This is a genomic window from Streptomyces typhae, from assembly GCF_009755605.1.
Classification (GTDB): domain Bacteria; phylum Actinomycetota; class Actinomycetes; order Streptomycetales; family Streptomycetaceae; genus Streptomyces; species Streptomyces typhae.
On the sequence record NZ_WPNZ01000024.1, the window covers coordinates 136567 to 160852 of the forward strand.

A 24286-nucleotide genomic window follows, 5' to 3' on the forward strand; every position below is an offset into this window, starting at 1 on the left:
TGCTCCTGTTCTTCGGCGGGTCCGGCCACCGGTGCGAGCACCGCACCGTCAGGCCCGGCTCAGCACGACAGGCAGGCGATGAGCTCCTCCCGGCTGGACACGCCCGTTTTGCGGTAGATCGCCTTGAGGTGGTCGTTCACGGTGTGCGGCGACAGATGCAGGCGGCGGGCGATCTGCTTGACGGCTTCGCCCCGCAGGGCCTGCTCGACGACCGTCCGTTCCCGCGCGGAGATCCCGTACCAGGACGCGAGGGCGGGCAACAGGTCGGCGGCGGGGGCAGGTTGCAGGGTCACGACGACACCGCCACCGACACCACCGCCACCGATGTCATTGGCATCACCGGCATCACCGGCATCACCGGCATCACCGGCGCCGCCCGCCGTCCCGCCGAGCAGCGGCTGGGCCTGGAGGGAGAACCAGCCGTGGGACGTGGGGGCCCGGGTCAGGGCGGGGGCGGCGGTGCGGCGTGCGGTGTAGACGATGTGCCAGAGAAAGCCGAACCGTTCCGCGGGGTCGGCGGTGCGGCCCCGCCGGGTGGGGTAGACGCCGGGCAGGAGCCGGTGCAGCGGATCGGCTCCCGTCGACGTCGTGCCGATGATCCGGTCGTCCGCGCCGATGACGACGACCATGGGTGGGAACCGGAAGTGCCGGGGACGCAGTGGCCTCGCCGTCACGAACGCCCGCACCGCCAGGGCGAGCGGCTCCGCCAGGTCGGCGGCGCGCGTGGCCTCGGCCGGTGAGAAGGGCCGGGAGCCGCGCTCGCGCAGCAGGACGAGGGCGCCCCGGGGGACACCCCGGTGCACGAGGGCGACGCACAACTCGCTGCCGTAGCTGTCGGCCGCCATGATGCGGTGCAGCCTGCGCGTTCCGGGCCGTTCGTCCCACGCTCCGGCGCCGAGCACCACGGCGGGAAAGGCGCCGCGGACGAGGTCGGCGACGGGGCTGCGGCTGCGGCCGAGCGCGTCCTCGCTGTCCATGCGGCGCCGGGCCGCGGCGTCGTAGCTGTTGCGGCAGGCGAGGAAGCAGCGGGCGCCCGTGACGGGATCGAACCCGGTGAGCAGATATCCGTCGTGCGGTACGACACGGCCCACCTGGAGCGACAGCTCGTCGCCGAGTTCGGCGACGCCGCCCGCCCGAGCCGCCACGTCCGGCACGGCCCGACACACTGAGTCCAAGGAACACGCCCCGGTGGTCATGGAACGATGCTGGCACACAACGCCCCACCAAGTCCGGGTATTTGGGTGTTCCTGCCGACTACGGCCCTTCCTCGTGTCGGTGCTGGTGCTGGTGCTGGTGCTGGTGCCGCTCGTGCCGCTGACGGCGCCGCGCCTCCCGCTCCTCGCGGCCGAGCTGCTTCTCCCGCTGTCCTTCCGTACGCAGCCTTTCGTCGTGTATGGCTATGCCGTCTGTTTCCTTCTTGCGGCCCCGCACCTCTTTGAGCGCGGACTTCAGCCAACCCATTGGTCATCTCCTTGTCTGTTCGGGCCTGTTAGGTGTCTGCCAGGGGTCTGTCAGGGGTCTGTTCGGGGTCTGCTCGGGGTCTGCTCGGGGTCTGTTCGGGTGCGCGTTCTGGTTTCTGTTCAGGTGGAGCGCTGGTTGTAGGCGTCCGCCGCCCTCTCGTTCATGGCGCTGCCCAGCACCTGCGCCCTGCCGGTGACGGCGCCCTGCGGCGGCGCGATGTCCTTACCCTCGCGCAGGGACTCCCGGGTGCCGGTCCCCTCGGGGAGCAGCCGGGCCATGAGGCCGTTGAGGCGCGTAGTCAGGGCGGGCGCCACGCCGTGCGCGAGGTCGGCGGCGCGCGCCGCGGGTGTCAGGACGAGCCGGGTGCGACGCCGGACCACGGCGTCCGCGATGCGCTCGGCCGCGCGCTGGGCGTTCATGGACACCAGTGGTGCCCCGGCGAGCGCGGAGAACCAGCCGTACTCCTTGCCGCGGTCGCCGCCGAACTGCGCGTGCAGATGCGAGCCGGTGCGCATAAGGCCCGGATAGACAGCTGTGACGGTGACGCCGTCGGCGGCCGTCTCGGCGTGCAGCCCCTCCGCGAGCACGCCCGTCGCCGCCTTGGCGCACGCGTACGGCAGCAGATGCGGCACTCCCATGAGGCCGCCCACGGACGAGATGAGCGCGAGACGTCCGCCGTGCGTGCTCTCCCGGAGGTACGGCAGGGATTCCAGGGCGGTGTGCAGGGCGCCCAGGAACATCGTGTCCATGGCTGAACGGAACTCGTCCGCGCCGATCGAGTCGAGCGGCGCGACCTGGATGATCCCGGCGTTGGCGACGACGATGTCCGGGCCGCCGCTTCTCTCGTGGGCGGTGCGCAGCACGGCCCGGACCTGCTCCTGGTCGCGGACGTCGCACGTCGCCGTGTGCAGGGAGGCCCCGGGGTGCCGCCGCCGCAACTTGTCCCGCGCGTCCTCCAGTTCGGAGGTGTCGCGGGCGGCCAGGGTGACGGCGCAGCCCCGCGCTGCCAGGCGGTCGGCGATCAGCAGGCCGAGGCCGCGCGATCCGCCCGTGACGAGAGCGGAGTGCTCCGCCAGGGCCTGCGGGGAACGAGTCGTACGCATGTCTGGGAGTCTCCTCAGGAGGGTCGTCCGGGGGCGCTACGGCCGCAGGAGCGTCTTGATCATTCCGTCTTCCTTGGCCTGGAAGGTCCGGTAGGCGGCGGGGCCCTCCTCCAGCGGTACATGGTGCGTGGCGAAGCCGTCGACGCCGAGGGGGTCGTCGTCCGTCAGGAGGGGCAGGATGTCGTCCACCCAGTGCTTGACGTTGGCCTGGCCCATGCGCAACTGGATCTGCTTGTCGAACATGGTGAGGAGCGGCAGCGGATCGGCCGCCCCGCCGTACACGCCGGAGAGCGAGACGGTGCCGCCGCGGCGCACGATGTCGATGGCCGCGTAGAGCGCGTTCAGCGGGTCGACGCCGAGGCGGCCCATGACCTTCTCCGCCACGGCGTCGGGCAGCAGCCCCACACCTCGCTGCGCGGCTTTTGCCAGCGGCGCGCCGTGCGCCTCCATGCCGACGGCGTCGATGACCGCGTCGGTGCCGCGTCCCTGGGTGAGGTCGCGGATGGCATCACCGATGTCCTTGCCGTAACGGCGCAGGTCGAGGGCCTTGACGCCGTCCTCGTGCGCGCGGCTGAGCCGGGCGGGCACCAGGTCGACGCCGATGACGAGGCTCGCCCCGCGGTGCAGGGCGATCCGGGCGGCCATGGCCCCGATCGGGCCGAGGCCGAGGACGGTCAGGGTGCCGCCGGGCGGGATGTTCGCGTACTCCACCCCCTGCCAGGCCGTCGGCAGGACGTCGGAGAGGAAGACGTAGCGGTCGTCCGGCGGGCCGTGCGGCACCTTGATCGGCAGGTCGTTGCCGAACGGCACCCGCAGGAACTCGGCCTGGCCACCGGGGACCTGACCGTACAGCTTGGAGAATCCGAACAGGGCGGCGCCCGTGCCGCGCTCCTTGACCTGGGTGGTCTCGCACTGCGAGTGCAGACCGAGGTCGCACATGTAGCAGTGCCCGCAGGAGACGTTGAAGGGCACCACGACCCGGTCGCCCACCGAGACCTCCGTGACGTCGGCACCGACCTCCTCCACGATGCCCATCGGCTCGTGTCCGAGGATGTCGCCGGCGTCCAGATAGGGCCCCAGCACCTCGTACAGATGTAGGTCGGAACCACAGATTCCGCTGGACGTCGTCCTGACGATGATGTCCGTCGGCTCTTTGATGACGGGGTCGGGCACAGTGTCGACGCGAACGTCTCGCCGTCCGTGCCACGTCAGTGCTCGCATGGTTTCCTCCAGCGGTACGGGGAGCTTTCACGGCCCCGGTTCTCCCACCGGGCCGACATCATGCGTGCTCCGGCGGCCGGGAACGCCGTGAGGGGCGGACGGCTCACGAGGGCGGGTAGGGCCGCTCGGACAGCAGCACCGCCAGATGGTGGGTGTTGACGGCCAGGGTGCGGGTGGTGGACGCCACCTCGTCGGGGGTGGCGTCGAGGTCCTGGTAGTCGGTGCCGTGCTTCGCCTCGCCCACCCAGTACGTGACCGCGCCGGGGGCGAGCGAGAAGCCGAGGTCGTTGAGCCCCTGGAACACGTCGGCGCTGACCTTGTGGGCGCCGTCCTCGTTCCCGACGACGGCGAGGGCGGCGACCTTGCCGTACGTGAGCAGGCGTCCCTCGTCGTCCGTCTCGGACAGTTCGGCGTCGAGACGTTCGAGGACGCGCTGACAGATGCTGGAGGCGTGGCCGAGCCAGATCGGCGTGGCGAGCAGCAGGACGTCGGCCGCCATCACCTTCTCGCGCAGCGCGGGCCACTCGTCGCCCCCGCCCATGTCGATGCCGACGCCCGGTGGCACGTGGTGGTCGGCGACACGGACCGTCTCGCCCGTGGCGCCCAGCTTCTCGAACTCCCGCATGACCTGGTCCGAGAGCAGATGGCTGCTGGAGCGGGCGGGTGACGCGTTGAGGGTGCAGACCAGGGACAAGACACGCATGACAGGGAGGGTCCTTCCTGTTTTCCGGATACGGGGTGAGCCGGGTACGGGGTGAGCTGGGTACGGGGTGAGCCGGGTACGGGGTGAGCTGGGTACGGGGTGAGCCGGGTGCGGGGTGAGGGAGACGCGGGGCACGGGAGCCGGGGCAAGGGATGCGGATTGGGGCTCGAAATGCGGGCTCGGGATGCGGCATCGGATCTGAGGTCGGATCCAGGAACGGATCCAGGAACGGATCCGGGTGTCTCACCTGGCGTCGGCCGCGAGTGCCGCTTCCAGATCGTCCAGGTCGGCGAGGAGGTCCGCGGGAGTGGCGTAGACGGCCGCGGCGCCCTCCGCCTCCAGGTCACGGCGCGGGATGCCGCCCGAGAGTACGGCGACACCGCGGACGCCCGCGCGGCGTGCCGCCCGCATGTCCCACACGGTGTCGCCGACGAACAGCGCCTCGTGCGGTTCGCATCCGGCGATGTCCAGGGCCTGGTGGACGGGGTCGGGGGCCGGTTTGCCCGCGGAGACGTCGTCGGCGCTGGCGACACCCGCGATGACGTCGTCCGCGTCGATGGCGCGGCGCAGGGCGCTGAGCTCGGCGCCGCCCGCGGAGGTCGCGAGGACGACTCGCCAGCCACGGGCGTCGCACGCGTACAGCAGTTCCCTGGCACCGTCGAGGGCGGGCAGGCGATCGAAGTAGGTGGCGTAAAGGACCTTGTGCGCCGTGCTGATGTCCTCGTCTTCGGCCGTGTCGCGGTCGTCGCCCAGGAGACGGGCGACGAGGTCGGTCGAGCCGAGCCCGATGGCGTGGTGGATGTCGTGCGTCGCCACGTGGTGTCCCGCTTGGCGGAACGCCTCCCACCAGGTGATGACGTGCAGATGGTTCGTGTCGGCGAGTGTCCCGTCGACGTCGAACAGCGCCGCGCGCGCCATGGCCTCACACCTTTCCCTTCGATCGTCCCGCGCCCCGGCAGGCACCGCACCTTCGGCGGTCGCGCCGTACTTTCCGTGGTGGTGCGCCGTGTTCTCAGTGGTCGTGCCGGGCGTCCTCCTGCGCGCTGGGGCTCGGCGTGAGGGTGTCGCCCGCCTCGCCGTCCTTCTTCTCGCGCTTCTTCTCGTCCCGCTCGGTGCCGGGCAGCCGCGTCTCGGCGTCCTCTATCTCGTCGAAGACCTCCTCGGCCGCCGTCTCGGAGTGCTCCGGCGACGTGCGCCCGGCCTTGCTCGCGTCGTACTCGTTCGTCTCGTGGGTTTCGGCGTTCGCGGCGTTCTCGTGGTTCTCGTGGTCGCGCTCGTGGTGCATGTCGGTCAGTCCTCACTTCGTCGGGGTGTCGAGACGTCGGTGATCCGGAAGCCGCTGCGCGGCCCGGTCGGCATCCGGTCCAGCGGGATGCGCAGATCCTGCTCGGGTACGCGGTGGCCGAGCCGCGCGAGCCGGGGGAGCAGGGTGCTCAGAACGGCCAGCGTGATGTCCTCCCCCGGGCAGCGGTGGCCTTCCGCCGCCTCCCCGCCGCCCTGCGGGACGAGTTCGTCGCGGCCGGGTTCGCGGCCGGTGAACCGCTCCGGGTCGAATCGGTACGGCTCGTGCCACAGGCCCGGGTCGTGGTTCTGCCCGTAGAGGTCGAGCAGTACGAGGGTGCCCGCTTCGATGGGTTCGCCGTGCCACTCCACGTCCGCGGGGGCATGACCGGCGACGAACGGCGCGAACGGGTAGAAGCGCCGCAGCTCGTGCGCGAACGCGCGGGCGTAGCCCGGCCGGTCCAGGGCCAGTGGCTCCCTGAGCGCGGGGTGCCGGTGCAGCGCGTGGGCGCCGAACACGGTGTACCAGGTGACGGCGACGGTCGGACGGATGATGTTGAGAATCTCCACGGCGGCCGTGTGCGGGTCGAGCAGCTCGCCGTCCGCCTCGCGGTGCGCCGCGACGGCCTCGACCGCGGTGACGGGACCACCGGCCCCGGAGTCGGTGAGGGGGCGGCCGGTTCCGGAGTCCGTGGCGGGGCGGCCGGTTCCGGAGTCCGTGAGGGGATGGCCGGTCCCGGAGTCCGTGAAGGGATGGCCGGTCCCGGAGCGCGCACCGTCGGCCGAGCGGCCCTCCCGGCGGATCTCCTCCACGAGCCGGGCGAGCCGCTTCTCCTGCCGCCGCCGGGAGCGCCGGGCCCGCCAGTGCCGGGGCCCCGCGGTCGCGAAACCGTCGACCATCGCCACCAGGTCGCGGGCGGTCCGGCGCACCTCGGCATCGGACCTCTCGGCGCCCTCGGGCCCCCGGAACCTGCTGGCCCCCTCGGGCCCCGCACCGAGCGGCACCCCCGCCCACGCGCACACGGCCCGGGTGATCAGGACGCCGACCTCGTCGAACAGCGTCACCTCGGAACGGTCCGACCACTCCTCGGCCGCCCGGTCCCACTCCTCGCCCACCCGCTCGGCGAGCGCCGCGACGCCCGCCGCGTCCTGGAGGAGCGACACGAACAGCGCCTTGCGGGCCCGGTGCTCCCGCCCGTCCAGGGTGTGCACGGCGCCGTGGCCGAAGAGCGTGCTCAGGATCGGCTCCGGCAGCGCCGTCCGGCGGCGTACGTGCTGCTCGTCGTAGAAGAACTTGACGGCGGCGGGACCTCGCAGCGCCACGGCCGGTTTGCCGAGCAGCCTGGTGCGCACGGGCCCCGGGCCCTTGCGGCGGCTCAGGTCGGGAAGCCAGGCGTACCCCTGGGTGAGCAGGGCCAAGGTGCTGTCCACCATCCGGTGGTCCCTCCACAAACATGGGCAACAGAAGCAATGCCGACACGGGTGCCCAGGCCCGGGGTGATCAATCGCGGGCCGGGTCCGGGTCCGGGGGCGTGGCTGCCTGCCGCACGATCTAGCGTGGGGGAATGGACCCGCTCGCCGAGTTGGACGCACGCGTCACGGAGTGTGCCGCCTGTCCGCGCCTGGTCGCGTGGCGCGAGGAGGTGGGGCGGGTCAAGCGGGCCGCCTTCGCCGACTGGACGTACTGGGCGCGGCCCGTGCCCGGATTCGGCCAGCCGGACGCCTCGCTGCTGATCGTCGGCCTCGCCCCCGCGGCGCACGGCGGCAACCGGACGGGCCGGATGTTCACGGGCGACCGGTCGGGCGACGTGCTGTACGGGGCGTTGTACGAGGTGGGGCTCGCCTCCCGGCCGGTGGCGGAGTCCTTGGACGACGGCCTGACGCTGCGCGGGGTCCGGGTGACGTCACCGGTGCACTGCGCCCCGCCGGAGAACAAGCCGACGCCGGGCGAGCGGGACACGTGCAGGCCGTGGCTCGTACGGGAGCTGGAGGTGCTCACGCCCCGGCTGCGTTCGGTGGTTCTCCTGGGGGCGTTCGGCTGGCAGGCGGCGCTGCCGGCGTTCGCAGCGGCGGGCTGGCGGCTGCCGAGGCCGCTGCCGAAGTTCGCGCACGGCGCGCGGGTGACGCTGGAGCGCGCGGCGCCCCCGGAAGCGGGCTCCGGTCCGGACGCCCCGGGACCGGTCACCCTGTACGGCTGCTTCCACGTGAGCCAGCGCAACACCTTCACCGGCCGCCTGACCCCGGGCATGCTCAAGGACGTCCTGCGGCGCGCGGCGGGCGAGGCCGACATCCCGCCGTACGCCCGCGCGTGACGGTCCCGCCGTACGCCCTCACGCGACGGTCCCGCCGCATGAAAGCGGTGACGACCACGGTCGGCGAGTCGCCGCCGACCGTGCCGGGCGCGGCCTTCGGCGGGACGTCGAGGCCGCGGCCGATCTCGTCGTACGCGGCTTGGTAGGTGCCCGGCAGGTCCGCTGGGACGCCGATTCCTCTGGGGCCGCTGGGACGCCGAGGCGCGGCGGCACCACGCGGCGGGGCGGCCCGACAACCAGGCAGCCGTCGCCCGCTTCGGCGCCGAGGGCGCCTTAGCCCGACCCGTGCGGTGGCGAGGTTCGCGGCGCTGTTCCCGCGGGCGGAACTCGTAGTGCAGGCCGGCGCGGGCCACTACCCGTGGATCGACGACGCCGGGCGGTTCGTGGCGACCACCGCGGCGTTCCTGGCCTGACGGCGCGAGAGTCCTCCCGCCCGCCTCAGGGGCCGAGCAGGGTCTGCTGGGGCGCCCGCCCGTAGGCCTCGCGGTAGAGGGCGGCGAAGCGGCCGACGTGGAAGAAGCCCCAGCGGGCGGCGATCTGCGTGACCGTCACCCCGTCCGTGGGAACGCCCGCCACCAGATCGTGATGCGCGTGGTCGAGGCGCACCCGGCGCAGATGGGCGAGCGGGGTGGTGTCCAGGTGGCGGCGGAACGCGTACTGCAGTCCGCGGATGGTGACGTGGGCCGCCGCGGCGATGTCGGCGACCGTGATCGGCTGGTCCGCGTGGTCGTCGATGTACGCGAGCGCCCGGCGCAGCGTGACCGGGTGGGCGTCGTTGCGGTCGGCCGAGGTAGGGCTGGTGAGCGCGGTGTTCGGGAAGGCCGCGAGGACGCTCGCCGCCAGGTGCTGGGTCGCGGTGGACGCGATGAGGGGCTCGTCCGCGACGGAGGCGTCCGCGAGGACGTGGTCCCGTACATAGATGATCGCCTGCCGGAGCTGCTGGGCCGCTGCTGCCGAGCGGGGGCGGTGGCCGGTCAGGCGGACCGGCCCGGGTCGGCGTTCCGGGGCGGTCGCGGCGACCTGCGTGAGCAGGCCCGGGTCCAGCATGGTGATGTTGTAGCGGGCTTCGCAGATCCGCCCCGAGTAGGGCAGCTCGGGCGGCGCGAAGGACACCACGTCACCGGGCCCGAAGGCGTCCTCCACCCCGCGGAAGGTGTGGTCCCGAATCGTCCCCTCGTACACGACGCACAGGCAGATCCTGCCCAGCGGCGTGACGGAGTAGCTCATGGCGAAGTCCAGGTCCAGCTCGTCGATGCTGACCGAGGGCAGGCTCGTACGCACGATCTGTGCCCTGCTGGACTCGGGGGTGTTGCTGCCGATGTGCATCTTGGCGTAGGCCTGGCTGAGGAACTGCTCCGTGAGTCCCAGATCGTCGCTGTCGAAGCGCAACGTGTCCATGACTGCCCTCGCCGGTGCGTAGCAGCGCTCTGGGGAATCACTGTAGGCCTCGGGGCTGCTCGGCCGGTATGCCTCGTTTGGACGATAGCAGTCGGGGCGGGTGCCGAAACGCTACTGCGGAACACCCGGTTTCACCTTCCGCGCACCTCGTCGAGCCGGGCAGGTTCGTTTTTTGTACCGGATCCGTGGTGTCTGTTCGCTTGCTGTGTCGTGGGGGTGGTCCGCCGCTGGCCATAGTGGGTGGAAAAGGCCAGGCGCGCCGGTTCATCGGTGCACCTGGCCTTATGGGCGTTGGGAACGGAGGCGCGGTGCCCCATGGTTGAACAGGACGACTTCACCGACCGGGTCACTGTGCTCCGGCAGGAGGTCCACCAGCTGCGGGAGGCCGTCGCCTCGCACGCTGTCGTCGACCAGGCGATCGGCATGGTCGTCGCCCTCGGCGGCATGCGGCCCGATGAGGGCTGGCAAGTGCTGAAGAGCGTGTCCCAGCACACCAACACGAAGCTGCGCGAGGTGGCGCGGCACCTGGTGGAATGGCCGCAGCGCGGTCGGCTGCCCGACGACATCCGCCGGTCCCTGGAGACGGCGCTCGCCGCCCGGACGGGGACGGAGTGAGCGGGCGGCAGCCGGGCGTAGTGAGCGGGCGGCAGATGCCTGGGCCGAGCACGCGGCAGCCGGGCGCTCGGTAGCGCGTCCTACGCGGAGGCCCCCGGGCCGTCCCCGGCGGAAGGGTCCGGTGCCCCCTCGGCGGGCGTGCCGAGGATGCCGTTGATCAGGACGCGCAGGCCCCAGGTGTCACGGTCGCCGGGGGCGAACAGCGCCCGGCGCATCGACGTGACCATCGGGTAGCGGTCCTCGGGCAGGTTCGCGTAGCGGGCCTCGGCCATGGCGACGGTCGATCCCTCGGTGGCGTCCTGTGTGTTGTACGTGCTCTGTTCGACACCCGCGGCGGCGATGTGGAGATAGAGCAGATCCACGGCCCAGGCGGCGGTGATGTCGTCGAGGCCGCCCTCCTTGAGCAGGGCGAGCATGCGGTCGACGACGAGCAGCGCGTTGGTGCCCGTGGGGATGGCGCCGAGCGCCACCACGGCGAGCCCCTCGTGTCGGCCCATCGCGTCGACGGTGGCCGCGGCCAGGGCGTGCAGCCGCTCCCGCCAGGTGCCCTCCGAGCTGAGGGGGACCCGGGCGAGGGACTCGTCGAGCATGGCGGCGAGCAGGTCGTCGCGGTTGGCGACATAGACGTAGAGCGAGGCCGGACCCGTGTCGAGGGCCTTGGCCACGCTCCGCATGGTCAGCGCCTCCAGGCCGTCGCGGTCGAGGATGTCGAGGCCCGCCCGCACGATCACGTCGCGGCTGAGCGGGGCCTTGGAGGGCCGCGCGCGGCGGCTGATCGGTGGCGTACTCATAGGGAGAGCCTAGCTGGCTGACGAACGCCGTTTGACACGAACGCTGTTCGTTTCCTAGCGTGGTTGACGAACGGCGTTCGTCTCGAACGTCGTTCGTCTTGAACGTCGTTCGCCGGCAGCGCGACCGGATGCGTGACCAGATGGCCGAATGGCCGAATGATCGGATTGCCGGATGCGTCAACCAACGGCGCCCCCCAGCCGAGTCCCCGGTTGCGTCACGAGTCGCGTCCCCAGTCGAGCGGTGGTCCCCACCGGAAAGAGAACCTGTCATGATCCTGCTCACCGGCGGCCGCGGCGCGGTCGCCACCCAGTTGCTCGGCCTGCTGCACGAGGCCGGGCTGCCCGTCCGCGTCGGCTCCCGCGCCCCCGCCGACCTGAACCTGCCCGCGGACGTGCCCGCCGTCGCCCTCGACCTCGGTGATCCGGCGACGTTCCCCGCCGCCCTCGACGGCGTCACCTCCGTGTTCCTCTACGCCACCCCCGACCGCATCGGCGACTTCGTCGAGCAGGCCCACAAGGCGGGCGTCACCCACGTCGTGCTGCTCTCGTCCTCCGCCGTCCTCGGCGCGGGCGCGGCGGCCGATCCGCTGGCCAAGTCCCATCTCGACGTGGAGAGCGCCCTGCTGGCCTCGCCGCTCGCCACCACGATCCTGCGGCCGGGGTCCTTCGCCTCCAACGCCGCGGCCTGGGCCTGGCCCGTCAAGGCCGGACGCCCCGTGAGCCTGCCGTTCCCCGGGGCGCACAGCGACCCCGTCCATGAACGGGACATCGCCGAAGCGGCCTTCGCGGTGCTCACCGATCCGCGCCACCGCGGCGGCTGCTTCACCCTCACCGGACCGGAGTCCCTGACCTTCACCGAGCAGATCGACCAGCTCGCCGAGGTCGTCGCCACGGCGATCACGGTCAAGCACGTCACCCGTGCCGAGTGGAAGCGGGAGATGGCCGACTACATCCCCGGCGCCTACGCCGACGCGCTGCTCGACTGGTGGGAGTCGCACGACGGCAAGCCCGTCACCACCACCCGTACCGTCGAATCCCTCACCGGCGGCCCGGCCCGGCCCTTCTCGGTCTGGGCCGCCGACCACGCGGCCGACTTCACCCCTTCCTGACCGTCGCGTCTGCCTGTAGCAAATTCCTACGACATGCCCGCTCTGTGTTCGAGTTGAAGGGCGAGCGCCACGAATCATGAAAGCCCTCTCATCCAGTCGGCCGAGGGGGCTTTTGCCTTCGGTGGATCCGTCGGCCGTGTTTCCGCCATTCGCGGCGACGGGCGGGTAAGTTCCCTACCGGCGGGAACGCGCCACCCCTGTCCGGTATTGGCTGGTCACGGAGTTGTGTGCGGGGCGCCCCGCGGTGACCCGCACGCGGGACACCTCGATGCCAGGTAGGTGAAGAAGTAGTGAACGGTGCGCGTTGATTCAAAAAGGATCAGGCCAAAGTGGCGCCGACAGAGGGTTTTTGAGCCAGTGCGAGATTGCTCACCTTTGACTTTGACTTGGCATCGCTTTTACCTTGAATTGCAGCGGTGAATGCACATCGAGCCCGCCGCGCAGCCCCCTTCCCAGGAGGTACGACGTGACGAAGTTCGACGAGGGCGCGGGTCCCGCACCGGCAACGGAGCCGGCCGCGGCCGACCGGACCCGCGCACGCCACCGGCACTGACACCGCCCCAGTACACCGAACCCCTTGAACCGATGACGCACCTCGCCACCGGCCGCCCGGACGGACACCCGGACCCCCACGCGCACGCGTACCCGACCACCGCGCCGACACAGTCGGCACGGGTGGTACGGGCGGCACGGGTGCGCCAGTGGGCGACCGCAGCGCTGATCGCCCTCCTCACGCTCCTCCTCGTCGGCGCGACCCCTGCCGCCGCCACGACCCCCGCCCCCGCGACCGCCCTGCCGCTCGTCGCGCCGGACACCACCCCGGCCGCCGAGGAGACGAAGGAACGCGCCCTCAGGGACGGCGAAGTCCTCCACGCGCCGCGCCACTTCACGCGCAACCGCCCCCGCGTACCCGCCGCGCGCGGCGGCACCGCCCCCGTCTGGGCGCTGTCCCTGACGCTCTGCCGCCCCGACCCGCGCATCGACCCGGAACCCGGCTGTCTGCGCCCCGGCACCGCCGATCCCCGCAGAGCGGGCGCCTGTCTGCTGATCCTCCTCTGCGTGTCGCGTTCCTGAGGGGTGCCCCCAGGCCCCCCGCCTGCGCACCCCCACCCCACACCGACACCCCCAGGAGGTGTCTCCGCCATGGAGACCTTCATCGCCCATGCCCGAGGGTTCACCGCCCGCATCGCCGAACAGCGCGAGGAGCAGGAGATGTTCGGGCGGCTCGCCGCCGGGCAGTCCCCGCTCGCCCTCTTCATCACGTGCTCCGACTCCCGGGTCGTCCCGTCGCTGATCACCGGAGCCCGCCCCGGCGAACTCTTCGAGCTGCGCACCGCGGGCAACGCGGTCCCGGCCTACGAGCCGGACCGCCCCGCCTGCGCCGAGGCGGCCACCATCGAGTACGCGATGCGCGTCCTCGGCGTCGCCGACATCGTGGTCTGCGGCCACTCGCACTGCGGTGCCGTCGGCGCGCGGGCCCGCGGCGACGACCTCACCGGTCTTCCCGTCGTACGGGACTGGCTGGACCGGCAGGTCTCCGGCGGGCTGCCCTGCGACGACGGCCCCGCGGTCGCCGGTGCCGTCCAGCGCCACGTACGCGAACAACTGGACCGGCTGCGCGGCCACCCGTGCGTCCGCGAGCGCGTCGACAGCGGCGACGTCCGCCTGCACGGCTGGTACTACGAGGTCCACACCGGCCTGGTCGCGGCGCACGACGCCGGGACCGACCTCTTCCTGCCCCTGTGAATCCCGTGAGCCGCACGAATTCCGTGAGCCCCACGACCCCTGCGAAGGCAGACGAAACCCCTATGAAAAGGCCCCCAGTGCGTGATTTCTCCACACTGCGAGCGGACTTCACCGCGTCGATCGTGGTCTTCCTCGTGGCCGTCCCCCTGTGCGTCGGCGTGGCCGTCGCCTCCGGCGTGCCCGCCGAACTCGGCCTGGTCACCGGCATCGTCGGCGGCCTCCTGACCGGACTGCTGCCCGGCAGCAGCCTCCAGGTCAGCGGCCCCGCCGCCGGTCTGACCGTGCTGGTCTACGAAGCCGTGCAGGAGTACGGCCTGGCCGGCCTCGGCGGCCTCGTCCTGATCGCCGGACTTCTCCAGCTCACCATGGGCGCCCTCCGCCTCGGCCGCTGGTTCCGGGCGATCTCGGTGGCCGTGGTCCAGGGCATGCTCGCCGGCATCGGCCTGGTCCTCATAGCCGGGCAGCTCTACACCCTCGTCGACGCCAAGGCCCCCGCCTCCGGCCTTGACAAGATCGGCGAACTCCCGCGCCTCGCCGCCGACACGGCCGGTTCGGGCGACGCCCTGAGCGCGTTCGCCCTCGGTGCCTGCACCATCGCCGTCCTGGTGCTGTGGCCGCGGTGGCGACGGGCCGCCCGGGTGCTGCCCGCGCCCCTCGCCGCGGTCGCCCTGGCGACCCTCGCCGTGTTCCTCCTGGACCTGCCGGTGGCGAAGGTCGAGGTGCACGGCCTCGTCGACGCCGTGAACCTGCCCGGCGGCGACACGTTCTCCGCCCTGGTGGAGGGCGGCGCCCTCGTGGGCGCCATCGGCACTGTCATCGCCTTCACCCTGATCGCGTCCGCGGAGTCGCTGTTCAGCGCGGCCGCGGTGGACCGCATGCACGACGGCCCCCGCACCGACTACGACAAGGAGCTGATGGCCCAGGGCGCGGGCAACGCCGTGTGCGGTGTGCTCGGCGCGCTCCCGATGACCGCGGTGATCGTCCGCAGCTCCGCCAACGTGTCGGCGGGCGCGAAGACCAAGGCGTCCCGCGTGCTGCACGGCGTGTGGCTGCTCGCGTTCGCCGCCGCGTTCCCCGCGGCGCTCGGCATCATCCCGGTGGCAGCGCTGGCCGGTGTCCTCGTGCACGCGGGCTGGAAGCTGATGCCCGTCAAGGACTTCGCGCCGCTGTGGCGGACGCACCGCGGCGAGGCGGTCGTCCTCGCCGTGACGGCCCTGGCGATCGTCGTGACCAACATGTTCGAAGGCGTCCTCATCGGCATGGGGCTCGCCATAGCCAAGACCGCCTGGGAGACGTCGCACGTCCACCTGGAGGTCGACGGCATCGAGGGCACCGGCACGATACGGGTCCGCGTGGTCGGCAACGCCACGTTCCTGCGACTGCCCAAGATCCTCGACCAGTTGGAGGCCCTGCCCCGCGACCGCAGGACGGAACTGGACCTGTCGGGGCTGCGCCACATGGACCACGCCTGTGCCATGGAACTCACGGGCTGGGCCGAGCGGCACGACGCGGCGGTCGGCCCCACGGTCCCCGACGACGCCTCGGGCTGCACGGCCGACGACGCGTCGGACCGTACGCAGAAGCCGGCGGGGGCCGAGCAGGCCGCACATGCCGAGCAGGCCGAGCGGTCCGAGCGGTCCGAGCGGTCCGAGCGCAAGGAGACCGCGGGATCGCGCACCTGACGGCGCGGAACCGCCGGGGCCGCACCTGACTCCCCGGCACGTCGCCGCACGGGCGGCACGCTCTGCACGAGCGTGCCGCCCGTTGCGCATGGCGGGACACAGCGGGCGCGAACCGACGCCGAGTCCACGGCCCAACGGTCCCCGCCCGACGCGGAGCTGCGGGCACGCGCCACCGCCGGGCTGTACCGCCTCGAACAGGCGCAGGCCGACGACCGTCGCCGACCGGGTCTGAGCCGTTCCCGCCTGCGGACGACCGGATTCCCCCTCCTCGCGCGGAGTCACTTGCGTCCTTCCCGAGACGCGGCACGGTGACATCGGGCAATGTGCAGCGTCGCGGACGTGCACCGGTCGCCGCGCGGTCAGGGGACGCGGCACCGGGGGGAGAGGGGGCCGCCATGGTGGTGAAGGACGCGCAGCCGGGCAATCTGCCCGCGGAGACGTCGAGCTGGGTCGGCCGGCACAGCGAGGTCGAACGGGTGCGGCGGATGTGCGCCCGGTCGCAACTGGTGACGCTCACCGGCGCAGGGGGAGTGGGCAAGACCCGGCTGGCCCTGAAGGCCGCCCGGCTGCTCACGTCGCGCTTCCGGCACGGTGTCTGGCTGGTGGAGCTCTCGCCGCTGCACGAGGGCGGGCTCCTCGCCCACGCCATCGCCGAGTCGTTCCGCGTCCCGGGACACCCGACGCGGCCGGTGATCGAGTCGGTGGCCGAATATCTGTCGGGACGTGAACTGCTCCTCGTCCTCGACACCTGCGAGCACCTCATCGATGACTGCCGCACCGTCACCGAGGCCCTGCTCGCGCTCTCCCCGGGCCTGAAGGTCCTCGCGACCAGCAGGCGCCCGCTCGACCTGCACATCGAACAGGTCGTCACCGTCGAACCCCTGCCGCTGCCGGTCCGTACGGCCCGTGCCGCCCCGGAGTCCGACGCGCTGACCCTGCTGACCGTCCGGGCCGCCGAAGCGGTCCCCGGGTTCGCCGTCACCGACACCAACCGCGGCGACCTCATGCGGCTCTGTGCCAGGCTGGAGGGCCTGCCCCTCGCCATCGAACTGGCCGCGGCCCGGCTGCGCGAACTGCCGCTCGCCGAACTGACGGAACGGATGGACGACCGCTTCGCCGTCCTCGGCGACCCCGACGGCGCGCGGCACGGGACCGCACCGGCCGGCCGGACCGAGCCGACCGAGCCGACCGAGCCGCCCTGGCACCGCGCGCTGCGCACCGCGGTCGGCTGGAGCCACGAACTGTGCACCCCTCCCGAGCGCCTCCTGTGGGCCCGCCTCTCCGTCTTCGCGGGCTCCTTCGACGCCGCGGCGGTGCGGCGGGTCTGCGCCGACGAACGGCTCCCGCGCGAGGACGTACCGGCACTCCTGGCCGCACTCGTCGACAAGTCGATCCTGACGTGGCTGCCCACGGGCGGCGGCGAGCGGTACCGGATGCTGGACACCATCCGCGAGTACGGCGTCCACTGGCTGCACCACCTCGGCGAGGAGCCCGAGCTGCGGCGCCGCCACCGGGACGGCTGCCTGGACCTGGCCCGGCAGGGCGGCGCCGACTGGCTCGGCCCCGACCAGTACCACTGGTACGACCGGACGCACGCCGAGCACGACAACCTGCGCGCGGCCCTGGAGTTCAGCCTCACCGACAAGGAGGGGACGGCGGCCCTCGACCTCGCGGGCTCCCTGTGGTTCTTCTGGTGCGCGTGCGGCCTCGCCCGTGAGGGACAGGAGTTCCTGGAGCGGGCCCTGGCCGCCGACGCACGGCCCGGCCGGGCGCGGAGCAGGGCCTTGTGGGCGCTCGCCGTCGTGCTCGTGTGCCTGGGGGACAGGGAGGGCGGTGCGGCCCGCGCCGTCGAGTCCCTCACCGCCGCGGAGCGGGACGGCGACGCGTACGAGGCCCGCGTTGCCCTCAGCGCCTACGCGGCCGCCAAGAGCAGCGCGGGCGATCTGGAGGCGGCGGAGGCCGCGGCCGGGGAGGTGCTGTCGTCGCACCCCGGGGCGGCGGTCCTGTGCCCCGGTGAGCTGCCCCTGGCCACACTCCTGGCCTGGTGCTCCCTGGGCCATGTGTATCTCGTCCGCGGCGAACTCGACCGGGCCGTCGACGTGGTGGGCCGGATGCGCGCCGCCTGCGACCGCAGGGGGGAGCGCTGGATGCGCGCCTACGGCGACTTCTTCCTCGCGCAGGCGGAGCTGAAGCGTCACCGCCCCGCCGCCGCCCGCCGCCACGCCCGCGACGCCCTGGAGGTGAAGCACCGCATGCACGACTCCCTCGGTATCGGCCTCACGGTGGCCGTCCTCGCCCGGGTGGCGTCGGCCGAGGGCCAGGCGGAGCGGGTGGCCCGCCTCCTCGGCCTCGCCGACCAGGTCTGGGACACCGTCGGCGAACCACAGGCAGGCGTGACGGAACTGATCACCGCCTGCCAGGAGTGCGAGCGCCGGGCACGGGACGTCCTTGGTGACCGGGGCTTCCGGACGGCGTACGAGGCGGGGCGGGCACAGGCGTTGGACGAGGGAGTGGCGTACGCGCTGGGGCGGGCGTGAGACGGACGGGGTGTCCGGGCCGGTGCTGAGGCTCTGATCACCTGCTGGGCGTGCTGGACCCCGTAGAGCCTGTAAGGCCTATGTCGGTCTGAAGGCCTGAAGGCCCTGTAAGGCCTGTAAGGCCTGTAAGGCCTGTGGGGCCTGTGGGGCCTGTGGGGCCTGTGGGGTCTGTAAGGCCTGTGGAGTCTGCGGGTCCCGTCGGACCTGTGGGTCCCGCGTCGGCCGCGTCAGCCACGGCCCGCGTCGGAAGGCGGGGCGAACACCGCGCGGGCCGCGTGCTCCTGCGCGAGGGCCTCGTCGTCGGCGGTCCACCCGGCAGCTCGCCGCAGCGCGTCGAACTCGCGGCCGAGCGAGGTCGCCGAAGTGGTGCGGGTGTCGGTGCTGATGGTGACCGCGAGGCCGGCGGCCAGGAGCCGGGTGGCGGGGTGCGCGGCGAGGCCGGACACGGCGCCGGTCTGCACGTTGCTCGTGGGGCACATCTCCAGGGCGACGCGGTCGGCCCGCAGCCGGCCGAGGAGCGCGTCGTCCCCGGTGCACCGGACACCGTGGCCGATACGGCGGGCCCCCAGGACGTCGAGCGCCTCCCACATGCTCGCGGGCCCGGCGGCCTCGCCCGCGTGGACCGTGCAGGGCAGCCCGGCCGTGTGCGCCACCTCGAACGCCGCACGGTGCGGCCCGGCACCGTGGAGCCGCTCGTCCCCGGCCAGGTCGAGTCCGGCGACGGCGTCCCGGTTCCGTACGGCGGCCTCGGCGACGGCGAGGCTCTCGTCGGGCGACTGGTGGCGCAGGCAGCACAACAGCAGCGCGGTACGGACCCCGGTGGCGCGGCGACCGGCCGCCAGACCCTCGGCGACGGCGCGCACGGCGTCGTCGAGCGACATGCCGTGCCGCCCGTGGAGCTGCGGGGCGAAGCGGACCTCGCCGTGGACGACGCCGTCTGCGCTCCAGTCCTCGACGAGTTCCCGCGCGGCGCGGGTCAGTGCCGCGGGCGTCTGGAGGACCCGTAGCGGGACGTCGATGTAGGTGAGGAAGCGGGTGAGGCTGCCGCAGTCCTGCGGAGCGACCACCAGTTCCCCGACGGGTCCGGCCAGCGCGACGCCCTGCTCGCGAGCGAGGTCGGCGATCGTGTCGGGACGCACGGATCCGTCCAGGTGGCAGTGGAGTTCGTGGCGCGGCGGGGGAGCGGGGGCGGGCGAGGTCATCGGCTGCCTTCCATGGTGGCGGGGGCCGGGACCCGGCGGGTCACGGTGTCGAACAGGAGCCGCTTGAACCCTGCCTCGTCGACGCGGCGCACCAGCGTCAGGTTCGGGGCGGGCGCCGACACCCGGCGGTCGACGATCATCTGGCCCCGGGCCTCGTCGCCGACGGCTGTGTCCACGTACGCCTGCTCCTGCTCCATGACCAGGTCGGGCCGGGGGGCGACGGCCATCGCGACGGGGTCGGGCAGGTCGTATCCGGCGAGCCCGGTGACGTCGCGGGCCCAGTCCGCCACGGTGCGGTTGACGCGATGGGCGAAGACGGCCATGGGCGTGCCGATCCGCTCCAGTGCGCGCTGGTCGTCCGGGGTCATGACCGCGTCCTTGCGGGACACGTCCCAGCCGATCGCCGGGGTGGTCCCGGGGCAGGGAGAGCAGCACGTCGACCGCGTGCCCCGGCGCGGGACCCCGTACCGGATCCGGCAGACCGATGTCCCCCATGTCGTCGGCGCCGTGCACGTGCTGCGGACTGGACGGGGCGCGGGCACGGACCGTGCTCCTTCCGTACGGGGGAGTCCCCCGGGGTGGTGACGACAAGGCGAAGCGGACGGCCGGAGCGGTGACGGTGAAGCGAACGACCAGAGCGGTGACGCTGACCGATGTGGCCCGCCGGGCCGGGGCCTCCACGGCGGTGGTGAGCTATGTGATCAACAACGGCCCCCGCCCGGTCGCCGCCGCCACCCGCGAACGCGTGCTCGCCGCGGCTGCCGAGCTGAACTACCGGCCCAACCGGGTCGCGCGCGCCCTGCGCTCCCGTACCACCGGCGTGGTCGGCCTCGTTCTCGCCGACGCCGCCAACCCCTACTTCGGCGCTCTGGCCCGGCACGTCGAGCAGGCCCTGGAGGAGCGCGACAAACTCACCCTGACCGGGAACGCCGGCTACTCGGCGGACCGTCAGCGCCATCTCGTCGAGCGCTTCCTCGCCGCCCAGGTCGACGGCCTCGTGATCGTCTCCGCGGACGGCGGCGCCGACGTGGCCGCCGAGGCCGAGACGGCCGGGGTGCCCGCCGTCTACGTGCACCACCGGCCCGAGCCCGGCCGCGCCCCCCTCGTCGGCGCCGACGACGACGCGGCCGTCCGGGCCGCCGTCGCCCATCTGCGCACCCACGGCCACCGCCACGTCGCCTTCCTCACGGGCCCCGACGACGCGGGTCCCGTCGGGCGCCGCCACGCGGCCTGGCAGGCCACCGCGGGCGCAGCGGCGGGGCCGCTGCTGCGCTGTGCCTACTCCCAGGCCGCCGCGGACGAGCTGACCAGGGACCTCGTCGCCCGTGACGCCATGCCGCCCGCCCTCGTCACCGCCACCGACGAACAGGCGGTCGGCGTGCTCGCGGGCGCCTGCGCCACCGGCCACCCCGTACCGGGCCGGCTCGCCGTCATCAGCCTCGACGGCACCCCGACAGCGCCCACACCGCCCCCGCTCTCACGGTGACCGAGCAACCCCTGCGCGCCATGGCCCGGCAGGCCGTCGACCTGCTGCTCGACGGCGGCGCCCCCCGGCCCCTGCCCGAGGCCGCGCTGATCCTGCGGCGGAGCTGCGGGTGCGGGGGCGGGACGGCCGCCCGGTGAACGGGTGATGACGCCCGGGGAGCCCGGAGTGGTCGGCGCGGGTCCGGAGCTGGTGTAGGCTCAGAGTGCAACTCCGGTGCAGGACACGGGAGTCACGCGTCTGTGGTCCAAGGAAAGACGTCCATCATCCGATGGGAAATGCAGGTGCAAGGCCTGCCGGGCGCTCCAGGAGCGAAGCCCCGCACACCGAACAGGTGCGCGGGGCTTCGTCGTTGCGCGTGCCGGTGGCCATGTCGGCCCGCCCGGGTGCGGACTTCCGGATCAGAGACCGGCGACCAGCTCCCGGGCCAGCCGGACCAGGGTCTCGATCGCCGGATGGGTGGGGGTGCCGGAGCGCCAGGCCAGGACCAGGGGCACCGGCGGGGCGTCCGTCAGCGGGCGGTAGACGATCGAAGGATGCGTGTGCAGACGGGGCGTCGCCGACGTCGAGATGCCCACCGCGCGGCCCACCGCGATCGCCGTCAGCCACTCGTCCGTGTTGGTGACCTTGATCGTCTCGGTGGGGCGGCCGGAGGCAGGCCAGAGAGCCAACGTGGTCGTGCCCGCGACCGTGTTGAGGGCGATCGGCGACGACGCCAGGTCCGCGAGGGTCAGGGTGTCACGAGCGGCGAGAGCGCTGCCCGCGGGTACCACCGCCACCCGGTCCTCCTCCATGAGCAGCTCCGTGACCAGGCCCGGCGCCGTCACCTCGCCCCGCAGCAGCGCGACATCGACCGTGCCCTGGGTGAGCCCGGCCGTACGGTCGTCCACCCGGCGCAGCTCCAGCGGCACGTCGGGATGTTCCTCGTCCCAGCGGCGCAGCAGCGGCACGGTCAGGTCGCCGAGCGCGGCCCACGGATGCCCGAGGCGCAGCGGCAGCGAGGCGAGGGAGCGCGGATCGAGGGCCCTGTCCACGGCCGCGAGCGCCGCGGCGGCCCGCTCGCGGAACGTACGGCCCGCCGCCGTGAGTTCGAGGTGGTGCGTCGAGCGGTCGACCAGGCGGACCCCGAGATGGGTCTCCAGTTGGCGCAGCGTACGGGAGAGCGCGGGCTGACCCGTGTGCAGCCGGGCCGCGGCACGCGTGATCGTGCCCTCCTCGGTGATGGCGAGGAAGGCCCGCAGATGGCGCAGTTCCATGGTCATGCCCAGCAAGCATAACCACCGTCCGAAAGGCATTTCACGCGGAGCGGGCCGCTTTCTAGCGTGGGGGCATGACACACAGCGGGTACGAGGCGGGAGCGGCTCCCGCGGGGTCGGGGTCGGCGGCGGACGCACTGGGGGTGCTGGATGCGGCGGGGGCGCCGGGCGTTCCGGGCGGGCCGGACGGAGCGGGGTTGCCGGGCGGGCCGGACGGAGCGGGGTTGCCGGGCGTTCCGGGCGGAGCGGGGTTGCCGGGCGTGGGGCGGCCCCGGAGGTCCGCCGGGATCGGCAGCCTCGGCGGCATCGGCCTGGTGCTGGCCGGCGCCCTGTCGGTGCAGTTCGGCTCCGCCGTCGCGGCGCTGCTCTTTCCGCGTGCCGGTGCCCTGGGTGTGGTGGCGCTGCGCGTGACGATCGCGGCGGTGCTGCTGCTCGTCGTCTGCCGCCCGCGGCTGCGCGGCCACAGCCGTGGGGACTGGGCCGTGGCCGGTTGCTACGGGCTCGCGCTCGGCGGCATGAACATCCTCTTCTACCAGGCGATCGACCGTATCCCGCTGGGCCCTGCGGTGACGCTCGAAGTCCTCGGACCGCTGCTCCTGTCCGTGGCCGTCGCGCGCCGTGCGGCGAGCCTGATGTGGGCCGGGCTGGCCTTCGCCGGGGTGTTCCTGCTGGGCCAGGGCAGCCTCGGGGCGCTCAACTGGGCGGGGGCGGGGTTCGCGGTGGGCGCGGGTGCCATGTGGGCCGCGTACATCGTCTGCGGCTCCCGGGCCGGGGCCCGCTTCCCGCGCGTCGACGGACTTGCCGTGGCGATGGCCGTGGCCGCGTTGGTGAGCCTGCCCCTGGGCATCGCCTCGGCGGGCGCCACGCTCCTCGAACCGGAGGTGCTCGCGCTGGGCCTCGGCGTGGCGCTGCTGTCGTCCGGGGTCCCGTACACGCTGGAACTCCTCGCCCTGCGCCGCCTGCCCGCGGGCACCTTCGCGGTGCTGATGAGCCTGGCCCCGGCGATCGCGGCCCTGGCCGGCTTCCTGGTACTCGGCCAGACGCTGTCGGCCGTGCAGTGCGTGGCGATCGCGCTGGTGGTCGGCGCCAGCGCGGGCGCGATACGGACCGGCGGGGCGGACCGGGACTGACGAGCGGGGAGCGCCCTGGCCGGGCCGGGACGGGGCCGCGCCTGGTCGGACCGAAGCGGAGGAGCGCCGAGTCGGGACGGCGGCGTGGCGGACCGGGCCGGGATGGCGGCGGGACGGACCGGGCCGTGACGGGTCGGGCCGTGACGGGTCGGGCCGTGACGGGGCGGGGCGGGGCGGATGAGCGCCGGGTCGGGCGGAGACGGAGGCGTGGCGGACCGGCGGACAAGTGCCGGGGCGGTGAAGTGGCAGACCGGACCGGGCCGGGGCGGCGAATGAGCGCCGGGTCGGGCCGGGGCGGCGGATGGGCGCCGGGTCGGGCCGGGGCGGTGAAGTGGCGGACCGTGCCGGGCCAGGGCGGCAGTGGCGGGCGTGGTGGGGGGTCAGCCCGTCCGGCCCCCCACCCGCCACACGAACACCTCCGTACTCGGCTGCCGTGCGGAGAAGAGCCCGGACGGGGACGCCGCCCGCAGCAGCAGCAGCCGCAGCTCCGCCTCGAATGCCCCGCGCCGGGCGCCGAACAGATGCGGCGCGGAGAACGACATCGAGTACACCCCCGCGACGACGTCGTCCTCCGACCGGTCGAGGATCCGCCCGCCGGGCACGACGTGGCGCTCGGGCCCGGAGAACCCCGCGCGCAGCAGCACCGCGGCCTCGTCGCCGGGGGTGCCGTGCCGCAGCGTCCCGGCGCCCGCCCGCCGCACCGGCCCCAGATACCGCCGGACGAGGTCCCCGACCGCCGCGTCGGGAACGACGGGATGCGGAAGCCCCCCGACGGCGGGCGGCTGCGTCTTCAGGTCCGAGACGTGCACCAGCGCCCCACCCGGCCGCAACATGCCCCGCACGATCCTCGCCACCAGGTCACGGTCCATCCAGTGGAAGGACTGGGCGAACGCGGCGACCGTGAACGTCCCCAGCCCTGCGGGCAGTTCCTCGGCCCGCGCCCGCACCCAGCGCGCCTTCCCGGACACGCCCCGCGCGGCCGCCGCCCGCTCCGCCTCGGCGATCATCCCGTCGTCGGGATCGACACCGACGACCTCCCCGAACGACTCCACGAGCAGCAGCGCGAGCGTCCCCGGCCCGCACCCCACATCGACGAGACGCCCACACCCGTCGAGCCCCAGAGCCCCACCTAGGAGTTGTCTTCAAATGTCACGCCCACATCAGGAGCGAGGCGAGAGTGACGGCTGCCTGGTAGGACTCGGCGGTCTTGTCGTAGCGGGTCGCGATGCCGCGCCACTGCTTGAGGCGGTTGAAAC

The 24286-nt window shown here is 73.3% G+C and carries 24 protein-coding genes and 2 pseudogenes; 11 read left to right on the forward strand and 15 right to left on the reverse strand.

Annotated elements, in window-relative coordinates; genetic code table 11:
- Positions 1-59: 59 nt before the first annotated feature.
- The 8 genes from GPA10_RS43890 to GPA10_RS43020 form a co-directional block, all read right to left on the reverse strand.
- Complete coding sequence (locus GPA10_RS43890) at positions 60-1154, reverse strand: helix-turn-helix transcriptional regulator (protein ID WP_343041608.1); 1095 nt, start codon at positions 1152-1154, stop codon at positions 60-62.
- Between the two features lie 100 nt (positions 1155-1254).
- Positions 1255-1461, reverse strand: a complete 207-nt coding sequence (locus GPA10_RS33360; RefSeq protein WP_157168724.1) for a hypothetical protein — start codon at positions 1459-1461, stop codon at positions 1255-1257.
- Positions 1462-1580: 119 nt separating this feature from the next.
- Positions 1581-2564, reverse strand: a complete 984-nt coding sequence (locus GPA10_RS33365; RefSeq protein WP_157168725.1) for an SDR family NAD(P)-dependent oxidoreductase — start codon at positions 2562-2564, stop codon at positions 1581-1583.
- 36 nt (positions 2565-2600) lie between these two features.
- The gene (locus tag GPA10_RS33370) at positions 2601-3785 is read right to left on the reverse strand and encodes an alcohol dehydrogenase catalytic domain-containing protein (RefSeq protein WP_157168726.1); all 1185 of its coding nucleotides are present in this window, start codon (positions 3783-3785) and stop codon (positions 2601-2603) included.
- A 103-nt stretch (positions 3786-3888) separates the two neighbouring features.
- Positions 3889-4488 (reverse strand): flavodoxin family protein, encoded by a 600-nt coding sequence (locus tag GPA10_RS33375; protein ID WP_157168727.1) that lies wholly within the window; start codon positions 4486-4488, stop codon positions 3889-3891.
- A 243-nt stretch (positions 4489-4731) separates the two neighbouring features.
- A complete protein-coding gene (locus tag GPA10_RS33380) occupies positions 4732-5406 on the reverse strand; it encodes an HAD family hydrolase (protein ID WP_157168728.1) in 675 nt (224 codons plus the stop codon).
- A gap of 94 nt (positions 5407-5500) precedes the next feature.
- A complete protein-coding gene (locus GPA10_RS33385) occupies positions 5501-5773 on the reverse strand; it encodes a hypothetical protein (RefSeq protein ID WP_157168729.1) in 273 nt (90 codons plus the stop codon).
- Positions 5774-5778: 5 nt separating this feature from the next.
- The gene (locus tag GPA10_RS43020) at positions 5779-7203 is read right to left on the reverse strand and encodes a cytochrome P450 (protein ID WP_246260244.1); all 1425 of its coding nucleotides are present in this window, start codon (positions 7201-7203) and stop codon (positions 5779-5781) included.
- Positions 7204-7334: 131 nt separating this feature from the next.
- Between GPA10_RS43020 and GPA10_RS33400 the strand changes: the two genes are divergently transcribed.
- Both GPA10_RS33400 and GPA10_RS44185 read left to right on the forward strand, forming a co-directional pair.
- Positions 7335-8081, forward strand: a complete 747-nt coding sequence (locus GPA10_RS33400; RefSeq protein ID WP_157168730.1) for a uracil-DNA glycosylase — start codon at positions 7335-7337, stop codon at positions 8079-8081.
- Positions 8082-8371: 290 nt separating this feature from the next.
- On the forward strand, positions 8372-8494 hold the full coding sequence (locus GPA10_RS44185; RefSeq protein ID WP_425505858.1) for a hypothetical protein: 123 nt from the start codon (positions 8372-8374) through the stop codon (positions 8492-8494).
- A 25-nt stretch (positions 8495-8519) separates the two neighbouring features.
- On the opposite strand, the gene GPA10_RS33410 is transcribed toward GPA10_RS44185, so the two are convergent.
- Entirely contained in the window at positions 8520-9479 is a 960-nt protein-coding gene (locus tag GPA10_RS33410; protein WP_058847108.1) for an AraC family transcriptional regulator, read from the reverse strand.
- A 315-nt stretch (positions 9480-9794) separates the two neighbouring features.
- Between GPA10_RS33410 and GPA10_RS33415 the strand changes: the two genes are divergently transcribed.
- Positions 9795-10094, forward strand: coding sequence for an ANTAR domain-containing protein (locus GPA10_RS33415; protein WP_157168731.1), 300 nt, complete (start codon positions 9795-9797; stop codon positions 10092-10094).
- Positions 10095-10174: 80 nt separating this feature from the next.
- Here GPA10_RS33415 and GPA10_RS33420 read toward each other — a convergent pair whose 3' ends face one another.
- Positions 10175-10885 (reverse strand): TetR/AcrR family transcriptional regulator, encoded by a 711-nt coding sequence (locus tag GPA10_RS33420; RefSeq protein ID WP_157168732.1) that lies wholly within the window; start codon positions 10883-10885, stop codon positions 10175-10177.
- 269 nt (positions 10886-11154) lie between these two features.
- On the opposite strand from GPA10_RS33420, the gene GPA10_RS33425 reads away from it, so the two are divergent.
- From GPA10_RS33425 to GPA10_RS33445, 5 genes are all read left to right on the forward strand, one after another.
- Complete coding sequence (locus GPA10_RS33425; protein WP_157168733.1) at positions 11155-11994, forward strand: SDR family oxidoreductase; 840 nt, start codon at positions 11155-11157, stop codon at positions 11992-11994.
- 585 nt (positions 11995-12579) lie between these two features.
- Complete coding sequence (locus GPA10_RS33430) at positions 12580-13068, forward strand: hypothetical protein (RefSeq protein ID WP_157168734.1); 489 nt, start codon at positions 12580-12582, stop codon at positions 13066-13068.
- A 69-nt stretch (positions 13069-13137) separates the two neighbouring features.
- Positions 13138-13740 (forward strand): carbonic anhydrase, encoded by a 603-nt coding sequence (locus tag GPA10_RS33435; protein ID WP_058847103.1) that lies wholly within the window; start codon positions 13138-13140, stop codon positions 13738-13740.
- Positions 13741-13802: 62 nt separating this feature from the next.
- Complete coding sequence (locus GPA10_RS33440; RefSeq protein WP_157168735.1) at positions 13803-15422, forward strand: SulP family inorganic anion transporter; 1620 nt, start codon at positions 13803-13805, stop codon at positions 15420-15422.
- 395 nt (positions 15423-15817) lie between these two features.
- Positions 15818-17959: an ATP-binding protein gene (locus GPA10_RS33445; RefSeq protein WP_157168736.1), complete on the forward strand. Its 2142-nt coding sequence runs from the start codon at positions 15818-15820 to the stop codon at positions 17957-17959.
- Positions 17960-18186: 227 nt separating this feature from the next.
- Here GPA10_RS33445 and add read toward each other — a convergent pair whose 3' ends face one another.
- Entirely contained in the window at positions 18187-19161 is a 975-nt protein-coding gene (add, locus tag GPA10_RS33455) for an adenosine deaminase (RefSeq protein WP_157168738.1), read from the reverse strand.
- Positions 19158-19529 (reverse strand): nucleoside hydrolase, encoded by a 372-nt coding sequence (locus tag GPA10_RS33460; RefSeq protein WP_198351779.1) that lies wholly within the window; start codon positions 19527-19529, stop codon positions 19158-19160. Before GPA10_RS33460 ends, add begins: the two co-directional genes overlap by 4 nt.
- A gap of 251 nt (positions 19530-19780) precedes the next feature.
- Between GPA10_RS33460 and GPA10_RS33465 the strand changes: the two genes are divergently transcribed.
- On the forward strand, positions 19781-20647 hold the full coding sequence (locus GPA10_RS33465; protein ID WP_198351780.1) for a LacI family DNA-binding transcriptional regulator: 867 nt from the start codon (positions 19781-19783) through the stop codon (positions 20645-20647).
- Positions 20644-20784: a hypothetical protein gene (locus GPA10_RS41930; protein WP_198351781.1), complete on the forward strand. Its 141-nt coding sequence runs from the start codon at positions 20644-20646 to the stop codon at positions 20782-20784. The genes GPA10_RS33465 and GPA10_RS41930 overlap by 4 nt, the downstream gene beginning before the upstream one ends.
- A gap of 261 nt (positions 20785-21045) precedes the next feature.
- Here GPA10_RS41930 and GPA10_RS33470 read toward each other — a convergent pair whose 3' ends face one another.
- Complete coding sequence (locus GPA10_RS33470) at positions 21046-21906, reverse strand: LysR family transcriptional regulator (protein ID WP_157168739.1); 861 nt, start codon at positions 21904-21906, stop codon at positions 21046-21048.
- A gap of 68 nt (positions 21907-21974) precedes the next feature.
- Here GPA10_RS33470 and GPA10_RS33475 point away from each other — a divergent pair, with 68 nt between their 5' ends.
- Positions 21975-23030, forward strand: coding sequence for an EamA family transporter (locus GPA10_RS33475; protein ID WP_246260250.1), 1056 nt, complete (start codon positions 21975-21977; stop codon positions 23028-23030).
- Between the two features lie 380 nt (positions 23031-23410).
- Here GPA10_RS33475 and GPA10_RS33480 read toward each other — a convergent pair.
- Both GPA10_RS33480 and GPA10_RS33485 read right to left on the reverse strand, forming a co-directional pair.
- Positions 23411-24163 (reverse strand): annotated as a pseudogene (locus GPA10_RS33480) (class I SAM-dependent methyltransferase); the annotation flags it as partial.
- Between the two features lie 16 nt (positions 24164-24179).
- Positions 24180-24286, reverse strand: a pseudogene (locus tag GPA10_RS33485) (IS5/IS1182 family transposase); the annotation flags it as partial.

Excerpts from the sequence above, each read along its gene's own strand:
- GPA10_RS33360 (WP_157168724.1), bottom strand. The coding sequence starts at position 1,461 with ATGGGTTGGCTGAAGTCCGCGCTCAAAGAGGTGCGGGGCCGCAAGAAG.
- GPA10_RS33365 (WP_157168725.1), bottom strand. The coding sequence starts at position 2,564 with ATGCGTACGACTCGTTCCCCGCAGGCCCTGGCGGAGCACTCCGCTCTC.
- GPA10_RS33370 (WP_157168726.1), bottom strand. The coding sequence starts at position 3,785 with ATGCGAGCACTGACGTGGCACGGACGGCGAGACGTTCGCGTCGACACT.
- GPA10_RS33375 (WP_157168727.1), bottom strand. The coding sequence starts at position 4,488 with ATGCGTGTCTTGTCCCTGGTCTGCACCCTCAACGCGTCACCCGCCCGC.
- GPA10_RS33380 (WP_157168728.1), bottom strand. The coding sequence starts at position 5,406 with ATGGCGCGCGCGGCGCTGTTCGACGTCGACGGGACACTCGCCGACACG.
- GPA10_RS33385 (WP_157168729.1), bottom strand. The coding sequence starts at position 5,773 with ATGCACCACGAGCGCGACCACGAGAACCACGAGAACGCCGCGAACGCC.
- GPA10_RS43020 (WP_246260244.1), bottom strand. The coding sequence starts at position 7,203 with ATGGTGGACAGCACCTTGGCCCTGCTCACCCAGGGGTACGCCTGGCTT.
- GPA10_RS33400 (WP_157168730.1), top strand. The coding sequence starts at position 7,335 with ATGGACCCGCTCGCCGAGTTGGACGCACGCGTCACGGAGTGTGCCGCC.
- GPA10_RS33410 (WP_058847108.1), bottom strand. The coding sequence starts at position 9,479 with ATGGACACGTTGCGCTTCGACAGCGACGATCTGGGACTCACGGAGCAG.
- GPA10_RS33415 (WP_157168731.1), top strand. The coding sequence starts at position 9,795 with ATGGTTGAACAGGACGACTTCACCGACCGGGTCACTGTGCTCCGGCAG.
- GPA10_RS33420 (WP_157168732.1), bottom strand. The coding sequence starts at position 10,885 with ATGAGTACGCCACCGATCAGCCGCCGCGCGCGGCCCTCCAAGGCCCCG.
- GPA10_RS33425 (WP_157168733.1), top strand. The coding sequence starts at position 11,155 with ATGATCCTGCTCACCGGCGGCCGCGGCGCGGTCGCCACCCAGTTGCTC.
- GPA10_RS33430 (WP_157168734.1), top strand. The coding sequence starts at position 12,580 with ATGACGCACCTCGCCACCGGCCGCCCGGACGGACACCCGGACCCCCAC.
- GPA10_RS33435 (WP_058847103.1), top strand. The coding sequence starts at position 13,138 with ATGGAGACCTTCATCGCCCATGCCCGAGGGTTCACCGCCCGCATCGCC.
- GPA10_RS33440 (WP_157168735.1), top strand. The coding sequence starts at position 13,803 with ATGAAAAGGCCCCCAGTGCGTGATTTCTCCACACTGCGAGCGGACTTC.
- GPA10_RS33445 (WP_157168736.1), top strand. The coding sequence starts at position 15,818 with ATGGTGGTGAAGGACGCGCAGCCGGGCAATCTGCCCGCGGAGACGTCG.
- add (WP_157168738.1), bottom strand. The coding sequence starts at position 19,161 with ATGACCTCGCCCGCCCCCGCTCCCCCGCCGCGCCACGAACTCCACTGC.
- GPA10_RS33460 (WP_198351779.1), bottom strand. The coding sequence starts at position 19,529 with ATGACCCCGGACGACCAGCGCGCACTGGAGCGGATCGGCACGCCCATG.
- GPA10_RS33470 (WP_157168739.1), bottom strand. The coding sequence starts at position 21,906 with ATGACCATGGAACTGCGCCATCTGCGGGCCTTCCTCGCCATCACCGAG.
- GPA10_RS33475 (WP_246260250.1), top strand. The coding sequence starts at position 21,975 with ATGACACACAGCGGGTACGAGGCGGGAGCGGCTCCCGCGGGGTCGGGG.